This is a genomic window from Flavonifractor sp. An92, assembly GCF_002159175.1.
Lineage (GTDB): Bacteria > Bacillota > Clostridia > Oscillospirales > Oscillospiraceae > Pseudoflavonifractor_A.
The window spans coordinates 67,715-93,207 of the sequence record NZ_NFGZ01000003.1; the positions used below are offsets into that span (position 1 = coordinate 67,715).

28 protein-coding genes and 1 pseudogene are annotated in these 25,493 nt (G+C 63.1%); 19 read left to right on the forward strand and 10 right to left on the reverse strand.

Annotated features, from left to right (window positions below; all coding sequences use genetic code 11):
* Nucleotides 1–4: 4 nt before the first annotated feature.
* Entirely contained in the window at nt 5–673 is a 669-nt protein-coding gene (locus tag B5G43_RS03385) for a response regulator (RefSeq protein ID WP_087259068.1), read from the reverse strand.
* A 5-nt stretch (nt 674–678) separates the two neighbouring features.
* Nucleotides 679–2,298 carry a sensor histidine kinase gene (locus tag B5G43_RS17535; protein ID WP_206405000.1) on the reverse strand — a complete coding sequence of 540 codons (1,620 nt, stop codon included), beginning with the start codon at nt 2,296–2,298 and terminating at the stop codon, nt 679–681.
* A gap of 177 nt (nt 2,299–2,475) precedes the next feature.
* Between B5G43_RS17535 and B5G43_RS03400 the strand changes: the two genes are divergently transcribed.
* The 11 genes from B5G43_RS03400 to B5G43_RS03445 all read left to right on the forward strand — a co-directional run bounded on the left by B5G43_RS03400 (nt 2,476) and on the right by B5G43_RS03445 (nt 11,725).
* Nucleotides 2,476–3,177, forward strand: coding sequence for a F0F1 ATP synthase subunit A (locus B5G43_RS03400; RefSeq protein WP_087259070.1), 702 nt, complete (start codon nt 2,476–2,478; stop codon nt 3,175–3,177).
* Between the two features lie 33 nt (nt 3,178–3,210).
* Nucleotides 3,211–3,429 (forward strand): ATP synthase F0 subunit C, encoded by a 219-nt coding sequence (gene atpE / locus B5G43_RS03405; protein ID WP_087259071.1) that lies wholly within the window; start codon nt 3,211–3,213, stop codon nt 3,427–3,429.
* 13 nt (nt 3,430–3,442) lie between these two features.
* Complete coding sequence (gene atpF, locus B5G43_RS03410) at nt 3,443–3,931, forward strand: F0F1 ATP synthase subunit B (protein WP_087259072.1); 489 nt, start codon at nt 3,443–3,445, stop codon at nt 3,929–3,931.
* A complete protein-coding gene (gene atpH / locus B5G43_RS03415) occupies nt 3,928–4,452 on the forward strand; it encodes an ATP synthase F1 subunit delta (RefSeq protein ID WP_087259073.1) in 525 nt (174 codons plus the stop codon). Before atpF ends, atpH begins: the two co-directional genes overlap by 4 nt.
* Nucleotides 4,449–5,969: a F0F1 ATP synthase subunit alpha gene (atpA, locus tag B5G43_RS03420; protein WP_087259074.1), complete on the forward strand. Its 1,521-nt coding sequence runs from the start codon at nt 4,449–4,451 to the stop codon at nt 5,967–5,969. Before atpH ends, atpA begins: the two co-directional genes overlap by 4 nt.
* Complete coding sequence (gene atpG / locus B5G43_RS03425; protein ID WP_087259075.1) at nt 5,957–6,835, forward strand: ATP synthase F1 subunit gamma; 879 nt, start codon at nt 5,957–5,959, stop codon at nt 6,833–6,835. The genes atpA and atpG overlap by 13 nt, the downstream gene beginning before the upstream one ends.
* Nucleotides 6,836–6,877: 42 nt before the next feature.
* Entirely contained in the window at nt 6,878–8,278 is a 1,401-nt protein-coding gene (gene atpD, locus B5G43_RS03430) for a F0F1 ATP synthase subunit beta (RefSeq protein ID WP_087259076.1), read from the forward strand.
* Entirely contained in the window at nt 8,279–8,683 is a 405-nt protein-coding gene (gene atpC / locus B5G43_RS03435; protein ID WP_087259077.1) for an ATP synthase F1 subunit epsilon, read from the forward strand. It abuts the gene before it with no gap.
* Nucleotides 8,684–8,800: 117 nt separating this feature from the next.
* Nucleotides 8,801–8,944, forward strand: a complete 144-nt coding sequence (locus B5G43_RS17265) for a hypothetical protein (protein ID WP_158097348.1) — start codon at nt 8,801–8,803, stop codon at nt 8,942–8,944.
* Between the two features lie 123 nt (nt 8,945–9,067).
* The gene (locus B5G43_RS03440) at nt 9,068–10,105 is read left to right on the forward strand and encodes a leucine-rich repeat protein (RefSeq protein WP_087259078.1); all 1,038 of its coding nucleotides are present in this window, start codon (nt 9,068–9,070) and stop codon (nt 10,103–10,105) included.
* 24 nt (nt 10,106–10,129) lie between these two features.
* Nucleotides 10,130–11,725, forward strand: a complete 1,596-nt coding sequence (locus tag B5G43_RS03445; RefSeq protein WP_087259079.1) for a BRCT domain-containing protein — start codon at nt 10,130–10,132, stop codon at nt 11,723–11,725.
* A gap of 182 nt (nt 11,726–11,907) precedes the next feature.
* Here the strand turns inward: B5G43_RS03445 and B5G43_RS03450 are convergent, their stop codons facing one another.
* Nucleotides 11,908–12,399, reverse strand: a complete 492-nt coding sequence (locus tag B5G43_RS03450; RefSeq protein ID WP_087259080.1) for a GNAT family N-acetyltransferase — start codon at nt 12,397–12,399, stop codon at nt 11,908–11,910.
* A gap of 137 nt (nt 12,400–12,536) precedes the next feature.
* Here B5G43_RS03450 and B5G43_RS17270 point away from each other — a divergent pair, with 137 nt between their 5' ends.
* From B5G43_RS17270 to B5G43_RS03460, 3 genes and pseudogenes are all read left to right on the forward strand, one after another.
* Nucleotides 12,537–12,704 (forward strand): hypothetical protein, encoded by a 168-nt coding sequence (locus tag B5G43_RS17270; RefSeq protein WP_158097349.1) that lies wholly within the window; start codon nt 12,537–12,539, stop codon nt 12,702–12,704.
* A 76-nt stretch (nt 12,705–12,780) separates the two neighbouring features.
* Nucleotides 12,781–14,469: a recombinase family protein gene (locus B5G43_RS03455; protein WP_242960438.1), complete on the forward strand. Its 1,689-nt coding sequence runs from the start codon at nt 12,781–12,783 to the stop codon at nt 14,467–14,469.
* Nucleotides 14,463–14,741 (forward strand): annotated as a pseudogene (locus B5G43_RS03460) (sporulation stage IV protein A); the annotation flags it as partial. The gene B5G43_RS03455 and the pseudogene B5G43_RS03460, both read left to right, overlap by 7 nt.
* Before the next feature lie 46 nt (nt 14,742–14,787).
* Here the strand turns inward: B5G43_RS03460 and B5G43_RS03465 are convergent.
* Nucleotides 14,788–15,402, reverse strand: a complete 615-nt coding sequence (locus B5G43_RS03465; protein WP_087259083.1) for a Crp/Fnr family transcriptional regulator — start codon at nt 15,400–15,402, stop codon at nt 14,788–14,790.
* A complete protein-coding gene (locus B5G43_RS03470; protein WP_158097350.1) occupies nt 15,399–15,899 on the reverse strand; it encodes an NUDIX hydrolase in 501 nt (166 codons plus the stop codon). The genes B5G43_RS03465 and B5G43_RS03470 overlap by 4 nt, the downstream gene beginning before the upstream one ends.
* A 119-nt stretch (nt 15,900–16,018) precedes the next feature.
* Between B5G43_RS03470 and leuC the strand changes: the two genes are divergently transcribed.
* The 5 genes from leuC (at nt 16,019) to B5G43_RS03495 (ending at nt 21,121) form a co-directional block, all read left to right on the forward strand.
* Nucleotides 16,019–17,278 carry a 3-isopropylmalate dehydratase large subunit gene (gene leuC / locus B5G43_RS03475; RefSeq protein ID WP_087259085.1) on the forward strand — a complete coding sequence of 420 codons (1,260 nt, stop codon included), beginning with the start codon at nt 16,019–16,021 and terminating at the stop codon, nt 17,276–17,278.
* Nucleotides 17,279–17,299: 21 nt separating this feature from the next.
* Nucleotides 17,300–17,785, forward strand: coding sequence for a 3-isopropylmalate dehydratase small subunit (locus tag B5G43_RS03480; RefSeq protein WP_087259086.1), 486 nt, complete (start codon nt 17,300–17,302; stop codon nt 17,783–17,785).
* The gene (gene leuB / locus B5G43_RS03485; RefSeq protein WP_087259087.1) at nt 17,782–18,864 is read left to right on the forward strand and encodes a 3-isopropylmalate dehydrogenase; all 1,083 of its coding nucleotides are present in this window, start codon (nt 17,782–17,784) and stop codon (nt 18,862–18,864) included. The genes B5G43_RS03480 and leuB overlap by 4 nt, the downstream gene beginning before the upstream one ends.
* Nucleotides 18,865–18,938: 74 nt before the next feature.
* Complete coding sequence (locus B5G43_RS03490; RefSeq protein WP_087259088.1) at nt 18,939–19,730, forward strand: type III pantothenate kinase; 792 nt, start codon at nt 18,939–18,941, stop codon at nt 19,728–19,730.
* A gap of 200 nt (nt 19,731–19,930) precedes the next feature.
* Nucleotides 19,931–21,121, forward strand: a complete 1,191-nt coding sequence (locus B5G43_RS03495) for a pyridoxal phosphate-dependent aminotransferase (RefSeq protein ID WP_087259089.1) — start codon at nt 19,931–19,933, stop codon at nt 21,119–21,121.
* A 136-nt stretch (nt 21,122–21,257) separates the two neighbouring features.
* On the opposite strand, the gene nagE is transcribed toward B5G43_RS03495, so the two are convergent.
* From nagE to B5G43_RS03520, 5 genes are all read right to left on the reverse strand, one after another.
* Nucleotides 21,258–22,700 (reverse strand): N-acetylglucosamine-specific PTS transporter subunit IIBC, encoded by a 1,443-nt coding sequence (gene nagE, locus B5G43_RS03500; protein WP_087259090.1) that lies wholly within the window; start codon nt 22,698–22,700, stop codon nt 21,258–21,260.
* Nucleotides 22,701–22,830: 130 nt separating this feature from the next.
* Nucleotides 22,831–23,322, reverse strand: coding sequence for a PTS glucose transporter subunit IIA (locus B5G43_RS03505; protein WP_087259091.1), 492 nt, complete (start codon nt 23,320–23,322; stop codon nt 22,831–22,833).
* Nucleotides 23,323–23,339: 17 nt separating this feature from the next.
* Complete coding sequence (locus tag B5G43_RS03510) at nt 23,340–24,188, reverse strand: PRD domain-containing protein (protein ID WP_158097351.1); 849 nt, start codon at nt 24,186–24,188, stop codon at nt 23,340–23,342.
* Between the two features lie 374 nt (nt 24,189–24,562).
* Nucleotides 24,563–25,126 (reverse strand): histidine phosphatase family protein, encoded by a 564-nt coding sequence (locus B5G43_RS03515; RefSeq protein ID WP_087259093.1) that lies wholly within the window; start codon nt 25,124–25,126, stop codon nt 24,563–24,565.
* The gene (locus B5G43_RS03520; protein ID WP_087259094.1) at nt 25,123–25,488 is read right to left on the reverse strand and encodes a bifunctional adenosylcobinamide kinase/adenosylcobinamide-phosphate guanylyltransferase; all 366 of its coding nucleotides are present in this window, start codon (nt 25,486–25,488) and stop codon (nt 25,123–25,125) included. Before B5G43_RS03520 ends, B5G43_RS03515 begins: the two co-directional genes overlap by 4 nt.
* Nucleotides 25,489–25,493: the final 5 nt, after the last annotated feature.

A 25,493-nucleotide genomic window follows, 5' to 3' on the forward strand; every position in this document is an offset into this window, starting at 1 on the left:
TGTTTTAATTCTGGGGCCGGTAGAGGCGGCAGGGCCGCCCGCCGGTGTCGTAATTCACCGTGCTGGCCGCCTCGCCCCGCTTCACCAGATAGTTGACATAACGGCGCACCGTTACCACCGAGAGACCGGTCTGGCGGGAGACGGCCTCGCTGGTGAGCCCCTCCTTCGGGGCGGAGGCGAGGCACTGCCGGATGCGCTCCAGCGTGCTCTCCTGCATGCCCTTGGGAGCACCGGTCCCGGCGCTCCCGCCGTGGGCGAAGAGCCGGTCCAGCGCGCCCTGGGTGACCGCCTCTCCGGCCATGGCCTCCCGGTGGCGGCAGAAGGTGTCCAGCGCCTGCTGGAAGCGCTCAAAGGTGAAGGGTTTCACCAGATAATCCACCACACCCAGCTTCAGGAGCTGGTCCACGGTGGACGAGTCGTTGGCGGCGGTGACCATGATGGCGTCCACCGGGATGTCCCGCTCCCGCAGGGCGTGAAGAAGCTCCACACCGGTGAAGAGGGGCATGTACACATCCACCACCGCCAGATCGGCGGGGTTCTGCGACAGCCACTCCAGGGCGGACCGCCCGTCGGAAAAGGTCTGCACCACCCGGAAGCGGGGGTCTTTTTCGGTAAAGGTGCGGTCCAGCAGGGAGACCATGGGGTCGTCCTCCACGATGACAACGCGGTACAATGCGATCACTCCTTGACGGCCGGGGATTCCTCCTCCCGGCAAAAGCTGAGAAAGAACGACGTACCCACGCCGCTCTCGGATTCGACACGGATCTGGCCGTGATAGGCCTCGGTTACCTCCCACACCAGGGAGAGGCCGGTGCCGCGGCCCTTGCCCTTGGTGGTGGCGCCCCGCTGGAAGAGGGTCTGCTGCAACTCGGCCGGGATGCCCGGGCCGGTGTCCTCCACGCACAACAGCAGGCTCTCCTCGCTCTCCCGGATGCTGACGGTGATCTCCTTGGAGCCGCTCCGGGACTGATTGAGCCCCTCAATGGCGTTTTCGATGAGGTTGCCCAGAATGGTGACGTAGGCGTCGGGGGGGAGCCAGGGGCTCTCCTCGCTGAGAGTGCTCTCCCGGTCCAGGGTCAGGCGGATGCCCAGCTCGTTGGCCCGGCTGGTCTTGCCCACCAGCAGCGCCGCCACCGAGGGCTGATGGATCTGGTTCATGATGCGGCTGACGCCCTTGCGCTGGGTCTGGGTGGTGTCCATGATGTACTCCTGGGCCCGCTCGGGCTGGCCGATCTGCAACAGGCCCAGGATCACATGGAGCTTGTTCATGAATTCGTGGGTGTAGGCCCGCATGGCGTCCACCATGTGGCGCACACCGGTCAGGTCGTCGGCCAGCCGGGTGAGCTCGGTGCGGTTGCGGAAGATGCTCACCGCCCCGGCCAGCCGGCCGTCCTCGTAGAGGGGGAGGCGGTCGGCCAGGACGCGGATGTCCTTGAGGGAGCTCATGCTCACGTTGTACTCGGCCTGCCCGGTGCGGAGGATGCGGTCCAGGGTGGAGCGGGGGTAGACCTCGTGGAGGGGCTTGCCCAGCACGGTCTTGGGGTCCAGCGAGAGCATGGCTGCCGCGGCGGTGTTGAGGAAGATGACGTTTTTCGCCCCGTCGATGGCCAGGATGCCCTCCTCCAGGGCGTCCAGGATGTCCTCCCGCTGGTGGAACTGGTGGGCGAAGGCGTCGGGCTCATAGCCCAGAAGGGAGCGCTTGATGCGCTGGGACAGGCGCAGCGCCAGCAGGCACCCCAGGGCCGCGGCCACCACGCCCACGGCCAGCAGCTGGGCGGCCAGGCGCAGGGACACCAGGGCCATGCTGCGGAAGTAGACGCCCACGATGACGAAGCCGATGACCTGGCCGCTGCTGTCCCGCACCGGCGCGTAGGCCGAGTGGTCGGAGCCCATGGGTCCGGTCTCGTTGGAGGTATGGGGGGCGGCGCCCAGCAGGGCCTGCTCCTGGGCGGTACCCGTGTAGGTGGTGCCGATGAGGTCGTGGTCGGGCACGTAGAGAAGCTCCTTTTCGGTGTTGCCCACCAGGATCAGGTCGATGTCGGAGGTGTGCCGGATGGTCTCGTCCAGGTAGGAGGCCAGGTCCTCCTCGGACAGCTCCCCCTGGAGCGCCTCCTGGATGAGGGGCACCTGGGAGAGGATGGAGGCGGAGTTGAGCAGGTTGTTGTCCAGGGCGGCCTGTTCGCTGTTGAGGGTAAAATAGAGCGTACCGATCAGGGACAGGGTGATGGACACCACCACGATCACCAGGCTCAGCCACATGAGCTGGGAGCGGATGGAAGGTCTGGCCTGTACATGCATGGCGTTCCGCCTCCTTTTCTATCAGTATAGGGGAAATCGGGAGGGCTGTCAAACCGGTGGGGGAGGGGCCCAGTTTTTGGCTGTGGGAAAACCTTCGGTTTCGATACTTTTTTTACTTTCGAAAGGGTTACACAAATCCGGCGGAAGGAGTATGATAGCCCACGCGAAAACGAGGTGATGTGTTTGGATGCATTCAAGGAATCCCTGGTGGAAGAGCTGGGGAACCACACCGCCTTCACGATCCCGCTGCTGGGCGGTATCCAGGTGGCGGAGTCGGTGGTGGTGTCCTGGATCATCATGGCGTTGCTGATGGTGTTGACCCTCCTGCTCACCAGGAGGCTCAGCGTGCGGGAGCCGGGCAAGGTACAGACGGCGCTGGAGAGCGCGGTATCGTTCCTCAACGGTTTCGTCAAGACCAACATCGGCAGCCACTGGCGGTCCTTCGCCCCCTATCTGGGCACGGTGGCGCTGTACATCGCCCTGTCCAATGTCATTGGGATCTTCGGCCTGACGCCGCCCACCAAGGACATCAGTGTGACAGCGGCGCTGGCGCTGATGAGCATGCTGCTCATCTATGGAGCGCAGTTCCGGTACAACGGGCTGCTGGGCGGGCTGAAGAAGTTCGCCGAGCCCATGCCGCTGCTGCTGCCCATCAATCTGATGGAGGTGGCCATCCGGCCCCTGGCGCTGTGTATGCGGCTGTTCGGCAACATTCTCGGCGCGTTCATCATCATGGAGATGCTCAAGTTCGTCGTTCCGGTGGTCCTGCCGGCGGTGTTCAGCATCTACTTCGATCTGTTTGACGGGATCATCCAGACCGTTGTCTTTGTGTTCCTGACCACCCTGTTCACCGGTGAGGGCATCAAAGAGGAAGAGTAAAACCACGTGATTCATTGATTGGAGGAAACTACTATGTCTATGGGTATCATCGCTGCTGCTATCGCAGTTTTCACCGGCATCGGCGCCGGCATCGGCATCGGCTTCGCCACCGGCAAGGCCAGTGAGGCCATTGCCCGCCAGCCCGAGGCCTCCGGCAAGATCAACAGCGCTCTGCTGCTGGGCTGCGCCCTGGCGGAAGGCACCGCGATCTTCGGCTTCATCACCGCCCTGCTGATCATCTTCGTGGGTTAAGGGGGCGGCCCCGATGCTGGAGTTCCATGTTTCCACCATCCTCTTTACCGTGATCAATCTGCTGGTGCTGTACGCCTTCCTGCGCAAGTTCCTCTTTGGCCGGGTCAACGCCGTGCTGGAGGAGCGGTCCGCGCTGGTCCGGCAGGAGCTGGCCTCCGCGGAGGAGCAGAACCGCCAGGCGGAGGAGCGGAAGAACGAGTATGAGGAGAAGCTGACCGGCGCCCGCCAGGAGGCGGCCAAGATCGTGGCCGACGCCCAGACCCGGGCCCAGCGGGCCTACGAGGGGCGGCTGGCCCAGGCGGAGGCGGACGCCAAGCGTCTGCGGGGCGAGGCGGAGGCCCAGATCGCGTCCGAGCGGGACGCCATGCTGCGGGGCGTCCGGAGCGAGGTGGCCTCGCTGGCGCTGCTGGCCGCGTCCAAGGCGGCCCAGCGGGCCCTGGACGGCAGCGACGACCAGGCTCTGGTGGACGCTTTCCTATCGGAAGTGGGTGAGCGGGTATGAACGAGCTCTCCCGCCGCTACGCCCGGGCGCTCTACGCCGTCTCCCCGGACGGGGAGGGGCTGCGCGCCACGGCCGGAGCCCTGATGGAGGACGCCGCCCTGTGGGAGGCTCTGCGCTCTCCCGCCATCCAGTCCTGGGAGAAGGCCCGGGTGCTGGAGCGGCTGCCGCAGCTGGACGGCCACACGCTGCTGCGTCAGTTTTACCGCCTGCTGGCGGAGAAGGGGAGAATGGCCCTGCTGCCGGACATTCTGAAGGCCTATGAGGACCTGGAGCTGGCCGGGCGGGGGGCGGTGCGCTGCCGCATGACCTGCGCCCGCGTCCCCGGCGAGGCAGAGCAGGAAAAACTCAAAAAGGCCCTGTGCCGCCTCCATCACAAGGCGGACGTGGTCTTTGATATCCAGGTCGACCCGGCCCTGCTGGGCGGCTTCATTCTGGAGCTGGAAGGGGTCACCTATGACAAGAGCGTCCGCGGGGCGCTCTCCGGCCTGAGCCGGCAACTGGAAGAGAGGCGAATGGCATGAACGCAAAACCCGAAGAGATCGTCTCCATCCTGCGGGAGGAGATCGAGGGGTATGATACCCGCGTCCGGCGGGAGGAGACCGGCACCGTTCTGGAGGTGGGCGACGGCATCGCCACCGTCTACGGCCTGGACAAGGCGGTGTACGGCGAGCTGGTGGAGCTGGACACCGGCGTGAAGGGCATGGTAATGAACCTGGCCCGGGACAGCGTGGGCGTGGTGCTGCTGGGCAGCGACGCCGGCGTGAAGGAGGGCACCGTGGTGCGCCGCACCGGCCGTGCCGCCGACGTGCCGGTGGGGGACGCCCTCGTCGGCCGCGTGGTGGACGTGCTGGGCCAGCCCCTGGACGGCCTGGGCCCCATCGCGAGCACCGAGACCCGCCCCATCGAGCACGAGGCCAGCGGCGTGGTCACCCGCGAGCCGGTGAATGTGCCCCTCCAGACCGGCATCCTGGCCATCGACGCCATGGTGCCCATCGGCCGGGGCCAGCGTGAGCTCATCATCGGCGACCGCCAGACCGGCAAGACCGCCATCGCGGTGGACGCCATCCTGAACCAGAAGGGCCAGGACGTCATCTGCATCTACGTGGCCATCGGCCAGAAGGCCTCCACCGTGGCCCGCATCCAGGACACCCTGAAAAAGCACGGGGCCATGGAGTACTCCATCATCGTCTCCTCCACCGCCAGCGACCCCGCGCCGCTGCAGTATGTGGCGCCCTATTCCGGCGCGGCCATGGGCGAGTACTTCATGAGCAAGGGCAAGGACGTGCTCATCGTCTACGATGACCTCTCCAAGCACGCGGTGGCCTACCGCACCCTGTCCCTGCTCCTCAAGCGATCTCCCGGCCGTGAGGCCTACCCCGGCGACGTCTTTTACCTGCACTCCCGTCTGCTGGAGCGGGCCTGCCGTCTCACCAAGGAGTACGGCGGCGGCTCCATGACGGCTCTGCCCATCATCGAGACCCAGGCCGGCGACGTGTCGGCCTACATCCCCACCAACGTCATCTCCATCACCGACGGCCAGATCTATCTGGAGAACGACCTGTTCTTCGCCGGCCAGCGGCCCGCCGTCAACGTGGGCCTGTCCGTGTCCCGTGTGGGCGGCTCCGCCCAGACCCGGGCCATCAAAAAGACCGCCGGCACCCTGCGCATCGACCTGGCCCGGTTCCGCGAGCTGGAGGTGTTCACCCAGTTCGCCTCCGATCTGGACAGCGCCACCCAGCAGGCTCTGGACCACGGCCGGCGTCTCCTGGAGCTGCTGAAGCAGCCCCTCTACCACCCTATGCCGGTGAGCCGTCAGGCCATCATCCTCTATGTGGCCACCAACGGCCTGGTGGACGACGTGCCGCTGGACAAGGTGCGCTCCTTCGTCCTGGACTTCGCCCAGGAGATGGAGGACGAGCACGCCGACGTGGTGGAGGAGATCCAGACCACCGGCAATCTGAGCGGCCCGGCCATTGAGCTCATCCGCTCGGTGCTGGAGAACGCCAAGAAGCGGGTGAGCGCCACATGGCAAGCATAAAGGAGATCCGGACCCACATCAAGAGCGTGGAGCAGACGTTGAAGATCACCAACGCCATGTATCTCATCTCCTCCTCCAACCTGCGCAAGGCCCGCAAGCAGCTCAATGATGTGGAGCCCTATTTTCAGAAGATCGAGACCACCATCTCCGACATCCTCCACCATTCGCCGGAGATCGACCACCGCTTTTTCGACAAGCGCCCCGAAATTCCCGCTGAGAAGCGGAAAGTGGGCTACATCGTGGTCACCGGCGACAAGGGCCTGGCCGGCGCCTACAACCACAACATTCTGAAGCTGGCCGAGCACAAGCTGGAGAAAACACCCAACGCCTCCCTCTTTGTGGTGGGGCAGGTGGGGCGCTCCTACTTCCAGGAGCACGGCATCCCCATCGACGTGGAATTCCTCTACACCGCCCAGGACCCCAATATCGGCCGGGCCCGGGACATGTCCGAGCTCATGGTGGAGCTCTTTTTAAAGGAGAGCCTGGACGAGGTGTACATCCTCTTCACCAAAATGGTCAACTCCTTCCGCATGGAGCCCACCGTCCACAAGCTGCTGCCGCTGGACCCGGACGTGTTCCCCGTCTGTGAGGACCACTCGCCCTACCACCAGCATGTGACCTATGTGCCCTCGGTGAAGGCGGTCATGGACCGTCTGGTGCCCGGGTATGTGAAGGGCGACATCTTCGGCGCGCTGGTGGAGTCCTATTGCTCGGAGCAGAACGCCCGCATGACGGCCATGAAGTCCTCCAGCGACAACGCCCGGGCCATGCTCCAGAACCTGAACCTGTCCTACAACCGGGCCCGGCAGGCCGCCATCACCCAGGAGATCACCGAGGTGGTGGGCGGGGCCCAGGCTTCCATGTGACGGCCTGACCATCAACCAAAACGCCCGAAAGGGGATTATGATATGAGTGAGAACAAGGGAACCATCGTACAGGTCATGGGACCTGTGGTGGATGTGGCCTTTGAGAGCGGCGTGCTGCCGGAGATCAAGGAGGCCCTGGAGGTGGAGCTGGACGGCAAGCGCCAGGTCATGGAAGTGGCCCAGCACACCGGCGGCGACACGGTGCGCTGCATCATGCTCTCCCCCAGCGAAGGGCTGGGCCGGGGCATGGAGGTGACCGCCACCGGTGCGCCCATCTCCGTCCCCGTGGGCGAGGGCGTGCTGGGGCGCATGTTCAACGTTCTGGGCGACGCCATCGACGAGAAGGGCCCCGTGCAGACCAAGGAGAAGTGGTCCATCCACCGCCAGCCCCCCGCCTTTGAGAACCAGCGCCCCGTGGTGGACATCTTCGAGACCGGCATCAAGGTCATCGACCTGCTGGCCCCCTACGCCAAGGGCGGCAAGATCGGCCTCTTCGGCGGCGCCGGCGTAGGCAAGACCGTGCTCATCCAGGAGCTCATCCACAACATCGCTACCGAGCACGGCGGCTACTCCATCTTCACCGGCGTGGGCGAGCGTACCCGCGAGGGCAACGACCTGTGGCGCGAGATGACGGAGTCCGGCGTCATTGAAAAGACCGCCCTGGTCTTTGGTCAGATGAACGAGCCCCCCGGAGCCCGTATGCGCGTGGCTCTCACGGGCCTCACGATGGCCGAGTACTTCCGCGATCAGGAGAAGCAGAACGTGCTGCTCTTCATCGATAACATCTTCCGTTACGTCCAGGCCGGCAGCGAGGTCTCCGCCCTCATGGGCCGCATGCCCTCCGCCGTGGGCTACCAGCCCACCCTGGCCAACGAGATGGGCGCCCTCCAGGAGCGCATCACCTCCACCAAGGACGGGTCCATCACCTCGGTCCAGGCGGTGTACGTCCCCGCCGACGACCTGACCGACCCCGCCCCCGCCACCACCTTTGCCCACCTGGACGCCACCACCGTCCTCTCCCGTAAGATCGTGGAGCAGGGCATTTACCCCGCCGTGGACCCCCTGGAGTCCACCTCCCGCATCCTGGAGCCCGACGTGGTGGGCGAGCGGCACTACAAGGTCGCCCGCGGCACCCAGGAGCTGCTCCAGCGCTACCGGGAGCTCCAGGACATCATCGCCATCTTGGGCATGGAGGAGCTGAGCGAGGAGGACCGCCGCACCGTGGAGCGGGCCCGCCGCATCCAGCAGTTCTTCTCCCAGCCCTTCTCGGTGGCCGAGCAGTTCACCGGCCTGGAGGGCCGCTATGTGAAGCTGGAGGACACCCTCCGCTCCTTCGAGACCATCCTGGGCGGCGAGCTGGATAAGTACCCCGAGGCGGCCTTCAGCAACGTGGGCAACGTGGACGAGGTCATCGCCAAGGCCAAGAAGATGGGGGCGGTCTAAATGGCCGATCAGAGCACCTTCTATCTGGAGATCATCACCCCCGAGCGGCAGTTCTACATCGGCCCCGCCGAGGCACTGGTCTTTCCGGCGGTGGACGGCGAGATGGGCGTCTATCCCGGCCATGAGCCGGTGGTCACCGCCATCGAGCCAGGCGAGCTGCGCTACAAGGCCAACGGCCAGTGGGAGCCCGCCGCGGTGGGCTCCGGCTTTGCCGAGATCAAGCCGGACTACGTCATCCTCCTGGTGGGCTTTGCCGAGCACCCCGAGGAGATCGACCGCAAGCGGGCCGAGGCCGCCAAAGCCCGGGCCGAGGAGCGCCTGCGCCAGAAGCAGAGCATCCAGGAGTACTACCACTCCAAGGCCGCCCTGGCCCGCGCCATGGCCCGCCTGAAAGCAAAACGCTAACCCTCTCTCTTTGATATACGGCAGAGGTCCGGGAACCCCACGGGGTCCCGGACCTCTGTCGTTTTCGCATAAGGGGCTGCGCCCGGGCATAGGCTTGGGTCAGGGAGCGTGAGAGCGATGGAGAGCGCCGTGGAAACGCTGGTCCCCCTGAAGCGGGAGCTGATGCTCCAGGCGAACCAGCGGCTCTATGAACAAAAGACGATCCCGCGGGACCTGTACGAGGCCACGCAGCAGCTGATCCTGGCCTGGAAATCGACCTAGCGCAAAGCGGCAAGCCCTTTCAATTGAGGGCTTGCCGCTTTGCCATACTATGCACAGCGCATACTGGACAGGCCCTCTCTCCCGCGCTACAATGGCCATAAGAAGCGGAAGGAGGGTAAACCCATGAAGCTGCACATCGAAAACGGCCTGTTAAAACAGGTGGAGCTGGAGGAGGGTGAGACCGAGGTGGTCCTCCCGGAGGGAGTCACCGCCCTGGCGCCCGGCGCATTTGACGGCTGCACGGCGCTCCGGTCCGTCACCATTCCCCAGAGCATCCGGGAGGGGAACCCCGAGGCCTTCGCGGGCTGCAAGCAGCTGCGCCGGGCCACTCTGCCCTTTGGCTGGAAGATCCGGGATTTCTTCGATCTGAAACGGATGGGGGCCTTTTCCTTTTCCGTCTCCACCTCCGGCGCGGAGGGCTGGGTGGGGGGCGACGGCTGGCAGACTCGCAGACACGAGACAGCCTACGGCTATACCATGGCTTTCCGGGGACCCAAGCGGGCCATGACCCACCTGCTGGAGGCCATCCTGGAGCGGGCAGGCGACCAGGACGCCGGAGGCTGTCTGGCCACGCTGGAGATGTTCCAGGGCTCCTATCTGGACCACTGCTCCGGCGGGGCGAAGCTCAGCGCCTCTTTTGCCGACCTGGGGGAGGAGGAAGAGGCGTGGTTCGTGTCCGGCGGCGGCTTTCTGGACGAGATGCTGGACGGACTGCCGGAGGCGGTGCGGGAGCACTTCCGCTGGCTGCTGACCCGGGAGCCGGAGCTGGAAGGCTGCATCCGTGCGGCGGATGGGGGACAGAATGACTGCCCCGCCGAGCAGGAATTCTGGTTCTACACCCCTGCCGGGTCCGATGAGGTGCGGGAGGGGACCTTGGATGCCCTGGAATCCCCGGAGTTGGAGTATGACGAGGACTGGGAGGACCTGGGCGACCTCTGCGCCGTCTCCGTGGACCCGGCGGATCGCGAGGCCTGGTTCCCGGCTGCGTTGGGCCGGAGCTATGCCGATCTCTGCGCGCTGCTGGATGACCTGGACGAAGAGGACGAGGAAGAAGAGGAGGACTGGGAGGACGAGGAGAATGGCCCAGTGGACGGACTCACAGAGGAATCCCCGGTCCTGGACGAGTACCGCCGCCGCCTGCGGGAGAAGCGGCGGGAGTAAACACATCGAAAGGGGAACCGGAACATGAGTGTTGGCTATCAGATGCAGTATACCGCCATCATCAAGGGTGGGAGGAGCGACTTTGCGCAGATCCCCAGCATCGTAAAGCAGGTCCTGGACGACTATACGGCCCGTCTGGAGGCGGCCCGGAACGAGGGCAAGCTGGGTTGGGACCTGACGTGGTGCTATCGGAAGTGGATGCAGACCTTCACGGAGCAGGCGGAGGAGGCCCTGGAGCGGGGGGAAGAGCCCATGTTCCTCCACCTGGAGAGCGAGGACGGGGACGATACCCACGGGATTTTTGAGGCATTTATGGACGCCCTGGATGAACAGCTTCCGGGCCTTGCCAGCGTGGTGGCCATCTCCCAGATCGATACCGAGTACGGCCAGGACGACGAACACTACATCCGCTATTCTCCTGCCAACAGCGGCGTGTTTCTGCATCTGGATCCCATGAAGCGGTACGACACGCCCTGGGTAATGTCCCCTCCGCTGCCGGAGGAGGATTGGATCCCCTACGGCTGGCGGCACCCGGAGATCAAGGCCCCCGCGGCCAAGGCCGAGGGCGTCCTCTCCTTCCTGGGGGCGTGGAGCGAGGAGGAGCAGGAGCGCCTGGAACAGCTCCTGATGGAAAAAGAGCTGCCCAAAGCACTTTACCTCTATCAGAGCCCCGACGCCGGGGATCGTCCCCTCTTTGTCAAAACAGAGGAGGGACTCCGGTTCTCCCTGTGTGGCCGGAGCGAATTCATCCCGCTGGTGCAGAATCTGGAGTTTGCCCTGGGGGCCTATATCCGGGGGCACGCTGAGACCTATGGGGCTTTCTGTCAGAGGATGCGGGAGAAGCGGCAGCTTCTGCACTTGGCGTTCGACGCCTATTCCGGTGTCAATGAGGCCTGGCACTACGGCAACCACACCAAATGCCATTTCCTGCTCTCCAGCGATGGCGCGCATCTGATCTCCACCGGCACCTGGTTCGCAACCCAATCGTCCGGCACCTATTTTTGCCCGGAGACGCCGGCCCGCGATGTCTATCAGATGCTCACCGGCGCAGAGGACGGGGAGGTCTGGCTGGACCCCGATACCGCCTTTACACTGGAGTGGGCCCTGTATCACTTCAGCGCTGCCACGGAGCCCATCCGCAACTTCCGGGACTTCGAGGCAGCCAACCAGAGTGACGACGAGTACGATGAGGACTACGACGAGTATGATGAGGACGAGGACTATGACGACGAGGACGGGTACTACGATGAGGAGGCCTGCTACGACGCCTATCGGGAGGCCGTCCGGACCTATGTCAAGAAATACCGGAAGAAGTTGCTCCCCCTCTTCCGGCAGGCCGGGGCCGCGGCCAACCCGCCGGTGCCGGAGCGCTTCCGCCCCGAGACCTTTGACGGCCGCTTCCAGGGTAAGAAATTCGTCGTGAAGGGGGAGCGCACCGGCTATGCCACCGAAGAGCTGGCCGCCATCCTCACCGGCTTCGGCGCGGAGGTGGAGGAGGAGGTCACCGAACAGACCGACTACCTTATCTGCGGCAGCGGCGTAGGGGAGCCCTTCCGCACGGCGCTGGCGCTGGGCACGACCATCCTCACGGCGGATTATCTGGAGGATTTGATGAAATAACGCGCTTTGACCCTGAACGCACCCCGCTGGTCCGGCCATAGACGGCTGACCGGCGGGGTGCTTGCTGTCATAGCTGAAGGACTGAATCGACTCATAGTTCAGCTTGTCTACGAACAGCCCGACGTGGACGACCTCTTCCTGCATGTGATCAACTCCCTGCCCTATCCGGGCAGTCGTGGATATCAACATGCTTCGAAGGTCAGACGCATCTGATACCAGGTCACATCTCCATGCACCGATTGGGACACGCCCTCGCAGGAAAAGCCAAACTTGGCATAATAATGGATCAGATGCTCCCTGCAGGTCAGCACCAGACCTTTACGGCCTTCCGCTCTGGACACCGCGATCACATACTCCAGCAGACGGGCTGCACATCCCTGCCGACGGCGACTTGGAACAGTATCCACACCAAAAATCATCTGCCATTCTCCTGTTTCCTTGTGGAGCGTGGGGTCGGTATACATCTCGTCACGAAGATCTGGCTCATCAGTGCACATCCCATTTACGAATCCAATCACCGCGCCGCCATCCAGCAGAAGCCAGAAGCGGTCCGGATAAGCAGCCAGACGTCCGGCCATATCAGTACGGGAGGCGGCCTGTTCAGCTGGAAAGCAGGCCGCTTCAATGGCGGTTACGGCTTCCAGATCGGTGGGAATTGCGGTACGAATTTCCAATGTATGATCTCCTTATATACTAAGATTTGCAGACAGTTGGACGCGCTACTTATACTACCGGCATTACGCCGTCTGTGTCAAGACTCAAGCCTTGAAAACCCTATGCCCGGTAGACATAGAGACCGAAGAGGTGTCATATGGTTGTCCCATGGGGGGATGCGATATTGGCAAAAGGGAAAAGAGCTTTGGTCCTGGAAATCATGCTGCAAGCAAATGAAAAACTGTACATAAAAGGGAAAATCAGCCGTGAGCTGTATGAGCAGGCAAAATTGAAGATCGTGGAGATGGGCGGCGGAGGAGGATAAGGGCTGCCTGAAGCGGTGAGAGAGAACGGTTGCCCCGATGGCTCTTTCACCGCTTTTCTATTTGCACAGAAGGAACATGAAACAAACAGAAGTTGAGGAGGGGCATTCCTTGGATATATATGATATTCGCACTGCTCTTCACTCCGGTAAGAGCATCTATGACCTTCCCCTTAGAGTGACCTATTATGCCCGGGTATCCACGGATAAGGATGAGCAGATCCACTCCTTGACGGCTCAGGTACGGTATTATACGGAGTATATCCAGCGTAATCCCCAGTGGGTATTCGTCGAAGGCTATGTGGACGAGGGAATCAGCGGTACGACGGTTGGGAAGCGTGAGAACTTTCTGAAGATGGTGCAGGACGCGGAAGCGGGGCACTTTGATTTCATTCTGACGAAAGAGATCTCCCGTTTTTCCCGCAATACCCTGGACAGCATCAAGTATACCCAGGACTTGCTGCGCTTCGGCGTTGGGGTGCTGTTTGAGTCGGACAATATCAATACCCTCATGCCGGACGCAGAGCTGCGGCTGACCATCATGTCCTCTATCGCCCAGGACGAGGTACGCAAGATCTCCGAGCGGGTGAAGTTCGGCTTCAAGCGGGCCATCGAAAATGGCGTTGTACTGGGGAATAACAAGATCTGGGGCTATGAGAAGAGAGACGGTCGTCTGGTCATCCAAGAAGAGGAGGCCGAGATGGTACGTACCATCTTCAACCTCTATGCCAATGAGCGGGTGGGAATCCGCGGTATCGCGCAACACCTTGCCAGTATGGGCTATAAAAATACCCGTGGAAACGATTTCTCATTCAGCACGATTCGCGGCATCCTGTCCAATCCCAAATATAAGGGATATTACTGCGGCAGAAAGAGCAGCAAGCTGGATTATCGCACCAAGGACATCAAGGTCTTTGATCCGGAGGATTGGGTCCTATACAAGGATGAGAGCGGACAGGTCGTGCCTGCCATTGTCTCGGAGGAGCTTTGGGACAAGGCCAACCGGATTTTGGAAAAGCGTTCTGTGAAGCAGAGCGAAGACGGCAAAACAAGCTATCAAAACCGCTACCCGTACAGCGGGAAAATCATCTGCGGCGTCCACAAGCAGCCCTATTACCGCTCGCTCTACCGATATAAGAGTGGCAATAAGGAGGTTTGGCAGTGCCAGGAGTACAGCCGAAAGGGGAGAGCGGGATGCTCGTCTCCCGTCCTCTATACGTCTGAGCTGGATGCAATCATGCGTCAGGTGCTGGAGGAACTGTCGCTCAACAAGGCGGAGATCATTCAGGACCTGCTTCGCCTTTATACCTCAATCGGAAATGGGAGCAATGTCGAAGAGGAGATCGGCAGATGTAAGGGCAATATCGAAGCGATCTTAAAACGGAAGGACAAGCTTCTCGATTTGAGTATCGACGGAAAAATCGCTGATGATGAATTTGCCCGGCGCAACGATCGCTTCAATGACGAAATTCAGCGTCTGAGACAGCGGCTGGATACACTGGAGCAGGAGCGGAGCAAGAATCGGGAGATGCTTCAGTCGATTGACACGCTGCGGCAGGCGATCACCCGAGATCTGGACTTTACCGACGGTTTTTCCATCGGTGTGATTGATAGCCTTCTGGATCGCATTGAAGTACACCCCCAGGACGGGGAAAAGAAGTCAGAGATCCATGTTTCCGTCTACCTGAATGTCATCTCTGAGGAGGAGCAGTTCACCATCCGGCGAGGGCGCGGAAAAACTTCGGTTTGTACCAGACAACACACATGATCCGGGCCGATATTGAGACCGAGGTGGCCCCCATCGTGGGCAGCGAGAAGCAGAGCGAGGAGATGGTGCGCTATCTCCTCCAGGAGTTCGAGGGGGACACCAAGGCCATCTGGCAGTCCAATATTTTCGGCAAGTCCTTCCACGAGCTGGTCAGCGAGGACCTGAACACCAAGCTGCGCCGCATGCCCGACGATGCCCGCACCAAGCTCCAGGAGACCCTCCAGCGCATCCTCAACGAGGGCTCCGGCGGGCTCATCTGCATCCTCTTATAAAAGAAAAGAGCCGCTCTCCCGTTGTCCGGGAGGGCGGCTCTTGTTGTCAGCGTTCCTCTTCACACAGGTTTTCCAGGGCCTTGCGGTCCAGCAGCTCCACCGAGCGGTAGCCGGTGCGCAGCCAGCCGTTGTGGGCGAAACGACTGAGCACCCGGCTCACCGTCACCCGGCTCACCCCCACCGACGCGCCGATGTCCTCATGGGTGCAGGGGATGGCGCCGTCCTCGCCGGGGGTGAGGGAGAGAAGGTGCCGTGCCACCCGCTGGTCGGCCTGGAGGAAAGCCCCGTCCACATGGCCGGAGAGGAGGCGCACCCGCCGGGCCAGGTTCTCCAGCATGGCGATGGCCAGCTCCGGGTGGAGGCGGAACACCTGTGCCAGCCGGGCGTGGTCCACCTCCACCAGCTCGCATTTCGTCACCGCCACCGCCGAGGACATCCGGGGCTGTTTATCGAAGAAGGCGGCTTCTCCGATCAGCTCCCCTGCCCGCAGGAGAGTGAGGGTCCGCTCCTCGCCGCTCTCGGCGCTGAGGAAGCACTTCACCGTCCCGGACACGATGTAGTAGAAGCGGTCGGCCTGGGTGTCCTGGAGGTAGATGAACTGGCCCGGGGCATAGTGCAGTACCGGCTGGCCCTCGGCCAGGGGAGTCCAGGTGTCGTTCATAGCGTTCCTCCTTCCAGACAGGGGGTGAGCCGCCCCCGCAAACCGGGCACAAAGTCGCTGGATGCCACCAGTTCCACCAACTCCTCCCGGCTGAGCCAGCGGTACGCGATTGTCTCTCCGGCCTGGAGGTGCACGGCGTCCTTGGGGCGGTCGGTCACGCAGAGAAAGCCGCCGTAGAGGGCGTGTTTTTCCTCACTGCGTACCTGGTAGAGCGGGGAGAGGGCATCGGCCTCGATGCCGGTCTCCTCCCACAGCTCCCGCCGGGCCCCCTCCAGGAGGTGCTCACCCTTGCACACGCTGCCCCCCGCGCCGGCCTGCCACAGCCCCGGGGCGTTGGGCAGATCCTCGCAGCGGCGGGTGACCAGGTAGGTCCCGTCGGTGTGGCGCACCACCACATCCGCCACCAGGTGATAGAGCCCCTCCGGGATGGGCTCTCCCCGCACCAGGTCCACCCCGGTCTGATTCCACTGCCCGTCGTATCCGTCCCAAAGCTCCATGGCGCATCCTCCTTCCGGCTTTTTCAGCATTGTATCATAGTTTACATTCTTTTGGCAAGGGTTCTGGCATAATAGGAGCTACCATGACAGCACAAGTGAACACGAGGAGGAATATCACGATGGGAATGACCATGACCCAGAAGATCCTGGCCCGCTGCGCCGGCAAAGACCGGGTAGAGGTGGGCGAGCTCATCGAGGGCAAGCTGGACCTGGTGCTGGGCAACGACATCACCACCCCGGTGGCCATCACCGAGTTTAACAAGGCTGGACTGACCCAGGTGTTCGACAAGGACAAGATCGCCATTGTCCTGGACCACTCCACCCCCTGTAAGGATATCAAATCCGCGCAGCTCTGCGCCCAGGCGCGGGAGTTTGCCCAGCGGTTCGACATCACCCACTTCTATGATGTGGGCTGCATGGGCGTGGAGCACGCCCTCCTGCCCGAAAAGGGCCTGACCGCCCCCGGCGAGGTCATCATCGGCGCCGACTCCCATACCTGTACTTACGGCGCGCTGGGCGCCTTCTCCACCGGCGTGGGCTCCACCGACATGGCCGCCGGCATGGCCACGGGCCTGGCCTGGTTCAAGGTCCCCGCCGCCATCAAGGTCACCCTCACCGGCAAACTGGCCCCCTTTGTGAGCGGTAAGGACATCGTGCTCCACCTCATCGGCACCATCGGCGTGGACGGCGCGCTGTACCAGTCCCTGGAGTTCGCCGGGGACGGCGTGGCGCAGCTCACCATGGACGACCGCTTCACCATCTCCAACATGGCCATTGAGGCCGGTGCCAAGAACGGCATCTTCCCAGTGGACGACGTGACCCGGGCCTACCTCGACGGCCGGGTGGACCGCCCCTGGCAGGCCGTGGAGCCCGACCCCGACGCCGAGTACACCCGCGAGGTGGTCATTGACCTGAGTACCCTCCGGCCCACTGTGGCGCTGCCCCACCTGCCCTCCAACACCCGCACCGTGGACCAGGTGGCCGGCACTCCCATCCAGCAGGTGGTGATCGGCTCCTGCACCAACGGACGCCTGAAGGACCTGCAGGAGGCCGCCGCCATCCTCAAGGGCCGCAAGGTGGCCAAGGGCGTACGCTGCATCGTGCTGCCCGCCACCCAGCAGATCATGCTGGACGCCATGGCCCAGGGCCTGGTGCAGATCTTCATCGAGGCCGGCTGCGCCGTCTCCACCCCCACCTGCGGCCCTTGCCTGGGCGGACATATGGGCGTGCTCTCCAACGGGGAGCGGGCCATCTCCACCACCAACCGCAACTTCGTGGGCCGCATGGGTCCCACCGATTCCGAGATCATCCTGGCCAGCCCCGCCGTGGCCGCGGCTTCCGCCGTCACCGGCGTGGTCACCGACCCGGCCAGCCTGTAATGGAAAGGAGCACGCTTCGACATGAAGGTCTATAAATACGGCGACAACGTGGATACCGACGTCATCATCCCCGCCCGCCACCTGAACAACCCCGACCCTAAGGCCCTGGCCTCCCACTGCATGGAGGACATCGACGCCAACTTCGCCTCCACCGTGGAGACCGGCGACATCGTAGTGGCGGGCGCCAACTTCGGCTGTGGCTCCTCCCGGGAGCACGCCCCCCTGGCCCTGAAGTCCTGCGGCGTGCAGTGCGTCATCGCCAAGAGCTTCGCCCGCATCTTCTACCGCAACGCCATCAACATCGGTTTCCCCATCCTGGAGTGCCCCGAGGCCGCCGAGGAGATCGTCCCCGGCGACACCCTGAGCGTGGACTTTGCCAAGGGCACCATCACCGCTGAGACCTCCGGCAAGACCTACCAGGCCGCGCCGTTCCCCGCCTTTGTGGACGGCATCATCCAGCACGGCGGCCTCCTCAATTCTCTGAAAGCGAGAGGTGTGGCGAAATGAATTACAAAATCGCTTTGATCCGGGGCGACGGCATTGGCCCCGAGGTGGTCGGGGAGGCCGTGAAGGTCCTCAACGCCGTGGGCGAGAAGTTCGGCCACACCTTTACCTATGAAGATGTGCTTCTGGGCGGCTGCGCTACCGACGCAGTGGGGAAGAGCTACCCCGACGGCACCGCCGAGAAGTGTAAGGCCTGCGACGCCGTGCTGCTGGGCGCGGTGGGCGGCCCCAAGTGGGGCAGTGACAAGCCCGCCGAGCAGCGGCCCGAGACCGCGCTGCTGGCCATCCGCAAGGACCTGGGCCTGTACGCCAACCTGCGCCCCGCCGCCCTGCGCCCGGCCATGGCGGATGCCTGCCCCCTGAAGAAAGAGACCGCCGAGAAGGGCATCGACCTCATGATGGTGCGGGAGCTCACCGGCGGCATCTACTTCGGCAAGCGGGACAAGTATGAGACCGAGGACCGCGGCCTGGAGGCCACCGATCTGATGGCCTACTCCGAGAAGGAGATCGAGCGCATCGGCCGCCGGGCCTTTGAGCTGGCCCGCCTGCGCCGGAAGAAGGTCTCCAGCGTGGACAAGGCCAACGTCCTGGAGACCTCCCGCCTGTGGCGGAGCGTCATGCACCGCCTGGCGGAGGAGTACTCCGACGTGCAGTACGAGGACGTGCTGGTGGACAACTGCGCCATGCAGCTGGTCCGGGACCCCGGCCAGTTTGACGTGGTGGTCACCGAGAACATGTTCGGCGACATCCTCTCCGACGAGGCCTCCATGGTCACCGGCTCCATCGGCCTGCTGCCCTCTGCCTCCATCGGCGACACCGCCCCCGGCCTCTATGAGCCCATCCACGGCTCCGCCCCCGACATCGCCGGGCAGGACAAGGCCAACCCCATCGCCACCATCCTGTCGGTGGCCATGATGTTCCGCTATTCCTTCCAGCTCCCCGCCGAGGCCGACGCAGTGGAGCAGGCCGTGGACGCCGTCCTGGCCGACGGCTGGCGCACCGCCGATATTGCCGAGCCGGGCGTCACCCCCATCGGCACCAAGCAGATGGGCGACCTCATCTGCGCCAAGATCAAGGGCTGATCCCCGCTTGCCAGCGGGCGGGAAGTTTGATACAATATCCCTTGCTGAAAAACGTGAGCAGGGGAGGGGTCTTTGTGATCTTGGCCGTGGATATGGGAAATTCCGTCACCACCGTGGGGATGTTCAGTGAGGAGGGGAAGCTGCGCTTCCGCTCGGAGCTGCCCACCGTCAAGGGTGGGACACAGGACCAGTACGCCATTCAGCTGCTGGACGTGTTCCGGCTCCACCGCTGCAGCGCGGAGGACGTCACCGGGGCCATTCTCTCCAGCGTGGTGCCGCCTGCCACCGCCGCGCTGTGCGGCGCGGTGCGCTTCCTCACCGGGAAGGCCCCCATGGTCATGGGCCCCGGCGTGCGCACCGGTCTGAATATCAAATCGGACCTCCACGCCCAGCTGGGCAGCGACATCGTGGCCTTCTCCATCGCCGCAGCGGAGCACTACCCCAGCCCCCTCATCGTCATCGACATGGGCACCGCCGTGACCATGTCCCTCCTGCGGGGGAACGTGTACGAGGGCTGCATCATCATGCCGGGGGTGTGCCTGTCGGTGGAGGCCCTGTCCCAGGAGGCCGCCGAGCTGCCCCACATCTCCATCCAGGCGCCCGCCGCCCTGCTGGGCCACAACACCGTGGACGCCATGCGCTCCGGGGTGGTGTACGGCAGCGCCAGCATGATCGACGGCATGATCGACCGGGTGGAGGAGGTCAACGGCGGACCTGTGGCGGCCGTGGTGGCCACCGGCTCCAACGCGCCGGAGGTACTGCATTACTGCAAGCACACCATCGTCTATGACGCCGACCTCATTCTCCACGGACTCTACCTCATCTATCGCAAGAACACCGCCCCGCGGCAGCGGAAAGGCTCCTGAATTGCAGCATCTTGATTCGGGGGTTCCTGCGTTTTGTGGAAAAAGCACAGGAACCCCCGAAAATTTTGCGCTTTTTCCGGGCTGATTGGTCAAAAGGCGCAAAGATTTGAAAGTTACAAGAAATCATCTTGCATTTTCGGTCCGCTGAGCATATAATAGTGCGTACCGAAACTGTTGTTTGTGTTTGGAGGAGATTCATCGTGAAAGAGCTCTCTACGATCGCCCAGGCCGTCCAGGCGTCCACCACCATGGCCATTGACGCCATGTTCAAGCAGATGAAGGCGGACGGTGTGGACGTCATCGGATTTGGCGCGGGCGAGCCGGATTTTGATACGCCCGACGAGATCAAAGCCGCGGGCATCGCAGCCATCGAGCAGAACGTCACCCGCTACACCCCCGCCGCCGGCACCGTGGAGCTGCGCAAGGCGGTCTGTGAGCGGATGCAGGCCGACTGCGGACTCTCCTACAAGCCCAACCAGGTGGTGGCCACCAGCGGCGCCAAGCACGCGGTGTACCTGGCCCTGCGGGCTCTGGTGAACCCCGGCGACGAGGTGATCCTCCCCGCGCCCTACTGGGTGAGCTACTACGAGCTCATCAAGATGGTGGGCGGCGTGCCCGTGGTGGTCACCGCCACCGAGGCTGAGCACTTCAAGCTTACCCCGGAGAAGCTCTCCGCCGCCATCACCCCCAAGACCAAGTGCCTCATCCTCAACAACCCCTCCAACCCCACCGGCATGATGTACGGGGAAGAGGAGCTGTGCGGCATCGCCGATGTGGTGGTGAAGAACGACCTCTACGTCATCAGCGATGAGATCTACTACGGCCTGGTCTATGACGGAAAGCCCTTCGTCAGCTTCGCCTCCCTGAGCTCCGAGGTCTGGGAGCGCACCATCCTCATCAACGGCGTCTCCAAGTCCTACGCCATGACCGGCTGGCGCATCGGCTACGCCTGCGCCAACGACCAGGTGGCCAAGGTCATGGCCAACTATGTGAGCCACTCCACCGGCTCTGCCTCCGCCATCTCCCAGAAAGCCTCCGTCACCGCGCTCACCGCGCCCCAGGAGAAGATCGAGGAGATGCGCCAGGCCTTTGAGGCGCGGCGCAACTACATCGTGGAGCGCATGAACGCCATCCCCGGCGTCAGCTGCATCCGGCCCGAGGGCGCCTTCTATGTGATGATGAACCTGGAGCAGCTCATCGGCAAGACCATCCACGGCGTCACCATCACCAACGACGACGTGTTTGCCGACGCCTTCCTGAAGCACGGCCTGGTGGCCGTGGTCCCCGGCTCCGGCTTCGGCGCGCCCAACTTCGTGCGCTGGTCCTATGCCACCTCCCTGGACAACATCAAGGAGGGCCTGAACCGCCTGGAGAAGTTCCTGGCGGACTAAAGAGAGCCCGGTCTGCGAAATGCAGACCGGGCTCTTTGCATGCAGGGAAAAAGGGAAGCGGGCCGCGGAGAAGGATTCTCTCCGCGGCCCGCTTGACGTGTCAGGCCTTGGGCCCCGGCCGGACACGAGATAGGTTTTAGTGGACCAGCTTCTTGAATTCGTCGGCCACGAACTGGACCTTGGGCCCGATGATGACCTGAACACTGGTCTTGCCCGGGCGGACCACACCGGCGGCGCCGGCGGCCTTGATCTTCTTCTCATCCACCAGCAGGCGGTCCTTGACCTCCAGGCGCAGGCGGGTGATGCAGTTGTCCACGTTGGTAACGTTGGCAGCGCCGCCCACGCCCTCCAGGATGGCCTTGGCCATAGCGGCGTAGTCGCTGCTGCCCAGCTCGATGTTCATCTCGGCGCTGTTGTCGTCGTCCTCACGGCCGGGAGTCTTGAAGTTGAAGGCGGTGATGAGGGCACGGAACACCACATAGTAGATGACAAAGAAAGCCACACCGATGGGAATCAAGAGGATGGGATTCAGGGCGAAGGGGGCCTTGAAGGACAGGAACCAATCCACGAAACCGGCGCTGAACTGGAAGCCGGCGCGGACGGGCAGGGCGGCCACGATACCCACGGAGATACCGGTCAGGATGGCGTGGACCACATACAGGGCGGGAGCCAGGAACATGAAGGAGAACTCCAGGGGCTCGGTAACGCCGGTGAAGAAGGAACACAGAGCGGCGGACATCAGGATGCCGGCGGCGACCTTCTTCTTGTTGGTCTTGGCGGTGTGGTACATAGCCAGAGCAGCGCCGGGCAGACCGAACATCATCACGGGGAAGAAGCCGGCCTGGTACTGGCCGGTCTGGCCCAGCACGCCGCCTTCCAGGATGCCCCAGAAACGGTTGATGTCAGAGATATTGGCCACATCGAACCAGAACACGCTGTTGAGGGCGTGGTGCAGTCCGACCGGGATGAGCAGGCGGTTGAGGAAGCCGTAGATACCGGCGCCCACAGGGCCCAGGCCCAGGATGGTCTCGCCGACGCCCACCAGGAAGCTGTACACCACGGGCCAGACGAAGTAGAGGGGGATGCACACGATGAGGGTGGTGACCACGGTCATGATGGGCACGAACCGGCGGCCGGCAAAGAAGCCCAGGAAGTCGGGCATATTTGCCTTGTAGAACCGGTTGTAGCAGCCGGCGGCGATGAGGCCGCACAGGATGCCGATGAACTGGTTGTTGATCTTGGTAAAAGCGGCGGGGACGGTGGCGTCAGCACCGAGGATGAGCTGCACCACGCCGGCACCCAGCATGGTCTGGACGGTCAGCCAGGAAATGATGGCCGCCAGAGCAGAGGTGCCCTCCTGGTCCTTGGACATGCCGATGGCAACGCCCAGGGCGAACAGGATCGCCATGTTGTCGATGAGGATACCGCCGGACTTGATGAGCAGCAGGGCCAGCAAGTTGTTGGCGCCCCATCCGGAGGGATCAATCCAGTAGCCGATACCCATGAGCAGGCCGCCGATGGGGAGGCACGCCACGGGGAGCATCAGAGATTTGCCCAGTCTTTGGAAAAATCGCATCATAGAAACAAAACTCCTCTCCTATATGAACTTGTCGTTGCGATATGCAGGGACGTCGGGGAGGTGACACACAGTTCCCCGCCCGTCCCCCAAAGGAGCGCCGGCCCACAGCGCCCCTGTGGTGCCAGGGGGATTACTTCACCAGGCCGATGACCTTGTCGCCCACCGCCACGGCGGCGCCGGTGTAGGTCTTGACCTCCTTGAAGTTGTCGGAATTGCAGATGACCATGGGGGTGATGGTGTCGAAGCCCTCAGCGGCGATGGCCTCCCGGTCGAACTCGATGAGGAGCTGACCGGCCTTGACGGAGTCGCCGTTGGCGGCGTGGACGGTGAAGTGCTTGCCGCCCAGGGACACGGTCTCCAGACCCACGTGGATGAGGATCTCAGCGCCGTTCACGCCGGTCATGCTGACGGCGTGGCCGGTCTCGAACATCATGTCCACGGTGCCGTCGCAGGGGGCGCAGACCTGGTTGCCGGTGGGGCGGATGGCGATGCCCTTGCCCAGGATCTCCTCACCGAAGGTGGGATCGCTCACCTCGGACACCGGAACGGCCTGGCCGGCCACGGGGGCCTTCAGCTCGATCTCGGAGGAACCGCCTCCGAACAGCTTATTCAGAAAACCCATACTTCTCTTTTCTCCTTTCATTCCTCAGACGAACATGTAGTGATTCGGTGGATGTATACGCACAGATAGGCGATACATTCATCCGGAAGGGGACAATGGCTCTGCCTGGACAGATACTGGATCATAGCCTCGGCACAGGCGTACTCCGTGGGGAAGAGCTGCCGCACCAGAGCGACAAAATCCCGCTCCTCCCGCACATTGGGCTGACCGGAAAAGGCGCTGAGGGCGACGAATTTCAGATGGACGATCAGCTCGTCGAAGTAGAGCGAGCCGTGGTCCACATTCAGCCCCTCCCACTGGTCCAGCAGCCCCACCAGATCGTGCATGGCCTGGACGGTGTGCATGGTCACGCTGATGGAGGTGGAGTACTCGGCGTTGACGATGTGCAGGGCGATGGTGGCGGCCTCATCCTCCGGCAGGCGCATCTTGAGCTGCTGCTCGATGAGGTCCAGCGCGTGCAGCCCCACGGCGTACTCCTTGGGGTAGAAGATGCGGACCTCGGTCTGCAGGGCGTTGGAAAACTGAACGCCCTTGCGGATGCGCTGGAGGGTGAAGCTGATGTGGTCGGTGAGGGTGTAGTAGATGCCCTCGTTGAGCTCCTTGCCCAGAGTCTCCTTGGCGTACTCGATGATGGAGGCGCACAGGCGGATCTGCTCGGGGGGAAGGGCGGCGAACAGGCTTTTCAGGCGGTTGGCCTCGGTGGGGTCCTCCATGCGGAACACCTTTTCCACCCGGTCCTCGCTGAGCCGTGCGCCGCTTTTGACGCCGAAACCAAGTCCACGCCCCATGATGATAAGCTCTTTTCCCTGGGCGTCTACGCAGCTGACGATGTTGTTGTTGATGGTCTTCAACACGAGATAGGACATCGGGCTCACCTCCGTAGAATCGGCTCGGCCGATGGCCGCTTTTCCCCGGGAAAAGCGCATGGCCCATGGGCCATGATCGGTCATTGCCGGCAAAAAGGGACAAAAAAAGCAAGCCTCGAAAGGGGCACCCACGAACCTATGTCGTGCGTGAACTCCGTTCAAGGCTTGGTTTTGCCTGTTTCCAGTAACAACCCAAGCTGTCTGCTGAAAGCATAACAGACTTGTTCACAGTTTGTCAATAAGTTTGAATCTTGAAAAAATTTTTCAGAGACTTTGCCAGAAAACGGGGATACAATTTGTGAGAATTTCCGAAATTCGAAGGGTTATAAAGTGCGTTCTTTCTCTGAATGACGAAAGGGTCGCTGAACCTCCGCTCAGAGGATTTTCACATCGGTGAGGACGCCGCCCTCCAGTGTGCAGCGGTAGCCCCGTCCGTTTTTCACCTGGTAGGAGAAGTACGTGCGCTCCGGTTTGGCGAAGCCGGAGAGGATGGCCATGATGGTGCCGCCGTGGACCACCAGAGCGGTGACGCCCTCCGCCGGATGCTCCAGCAGAGGGGCGAAGGCGGCCCGGCAGCGCGCCATGAACTGGTCGGGGTGCTCCCCGCCGGGGATGGGCCCGGCGCAGTTGCCCTCCACCCAGGCGCGGTAGGCCCCGTCGTGCTCCAGGTCGTGAAAATTCCGGTTCTCAAAGTCCCCAAAGTCGCACTCCCGAAAGTCCTCCACCACAACGGGTTCCAGCCCCGGGAAGAGGATGGCGGCGGTCTGGCGGCAGCGGAGCATGGGGCTCACATAGAGCCGGTCCGCCGGATAGCGGTGGAGGGCCTCCAGCTCGGCCACCCCCTGGGGGCACAGGGGCTGGTCGGTGCGGCAGCCCACATAGTTGCCGGTGAGATTCCCGGCGGTTTTGCCGTGCCGGAGGAAGAGGAATTCCGTCATTTCAGCCGCACCCCCAGTCCGCAGCACACCCGCTCCACCCGCTCCGAGGCGGCGGCCAGACGGCACAGGGCCCGGCCGGTCTCCTCCCGCCAGCGGCGCTCGAAGGGGTCCATAGGCACGACGCCCAGACCGATCTCGTCGCTCACCACCACCACGCCGGGGTTTTCAGCCAACAGCCGGTCTACGAAAGCGTTCACCTCGCCATCCTGTTCCAGAATGGCCCGGCAGAGGAGATGGAACTGGTCGATGGCAGAGGAGGAGAGTGCCTCCTCCGGCGCGGCACAGGGTACGGGGGTGTGGCCGGTGACGGCGGCGGCGTACTCCGCCTGACCCTGGGCCTGTCCGCCCACAAAGAGCATCATAGGGA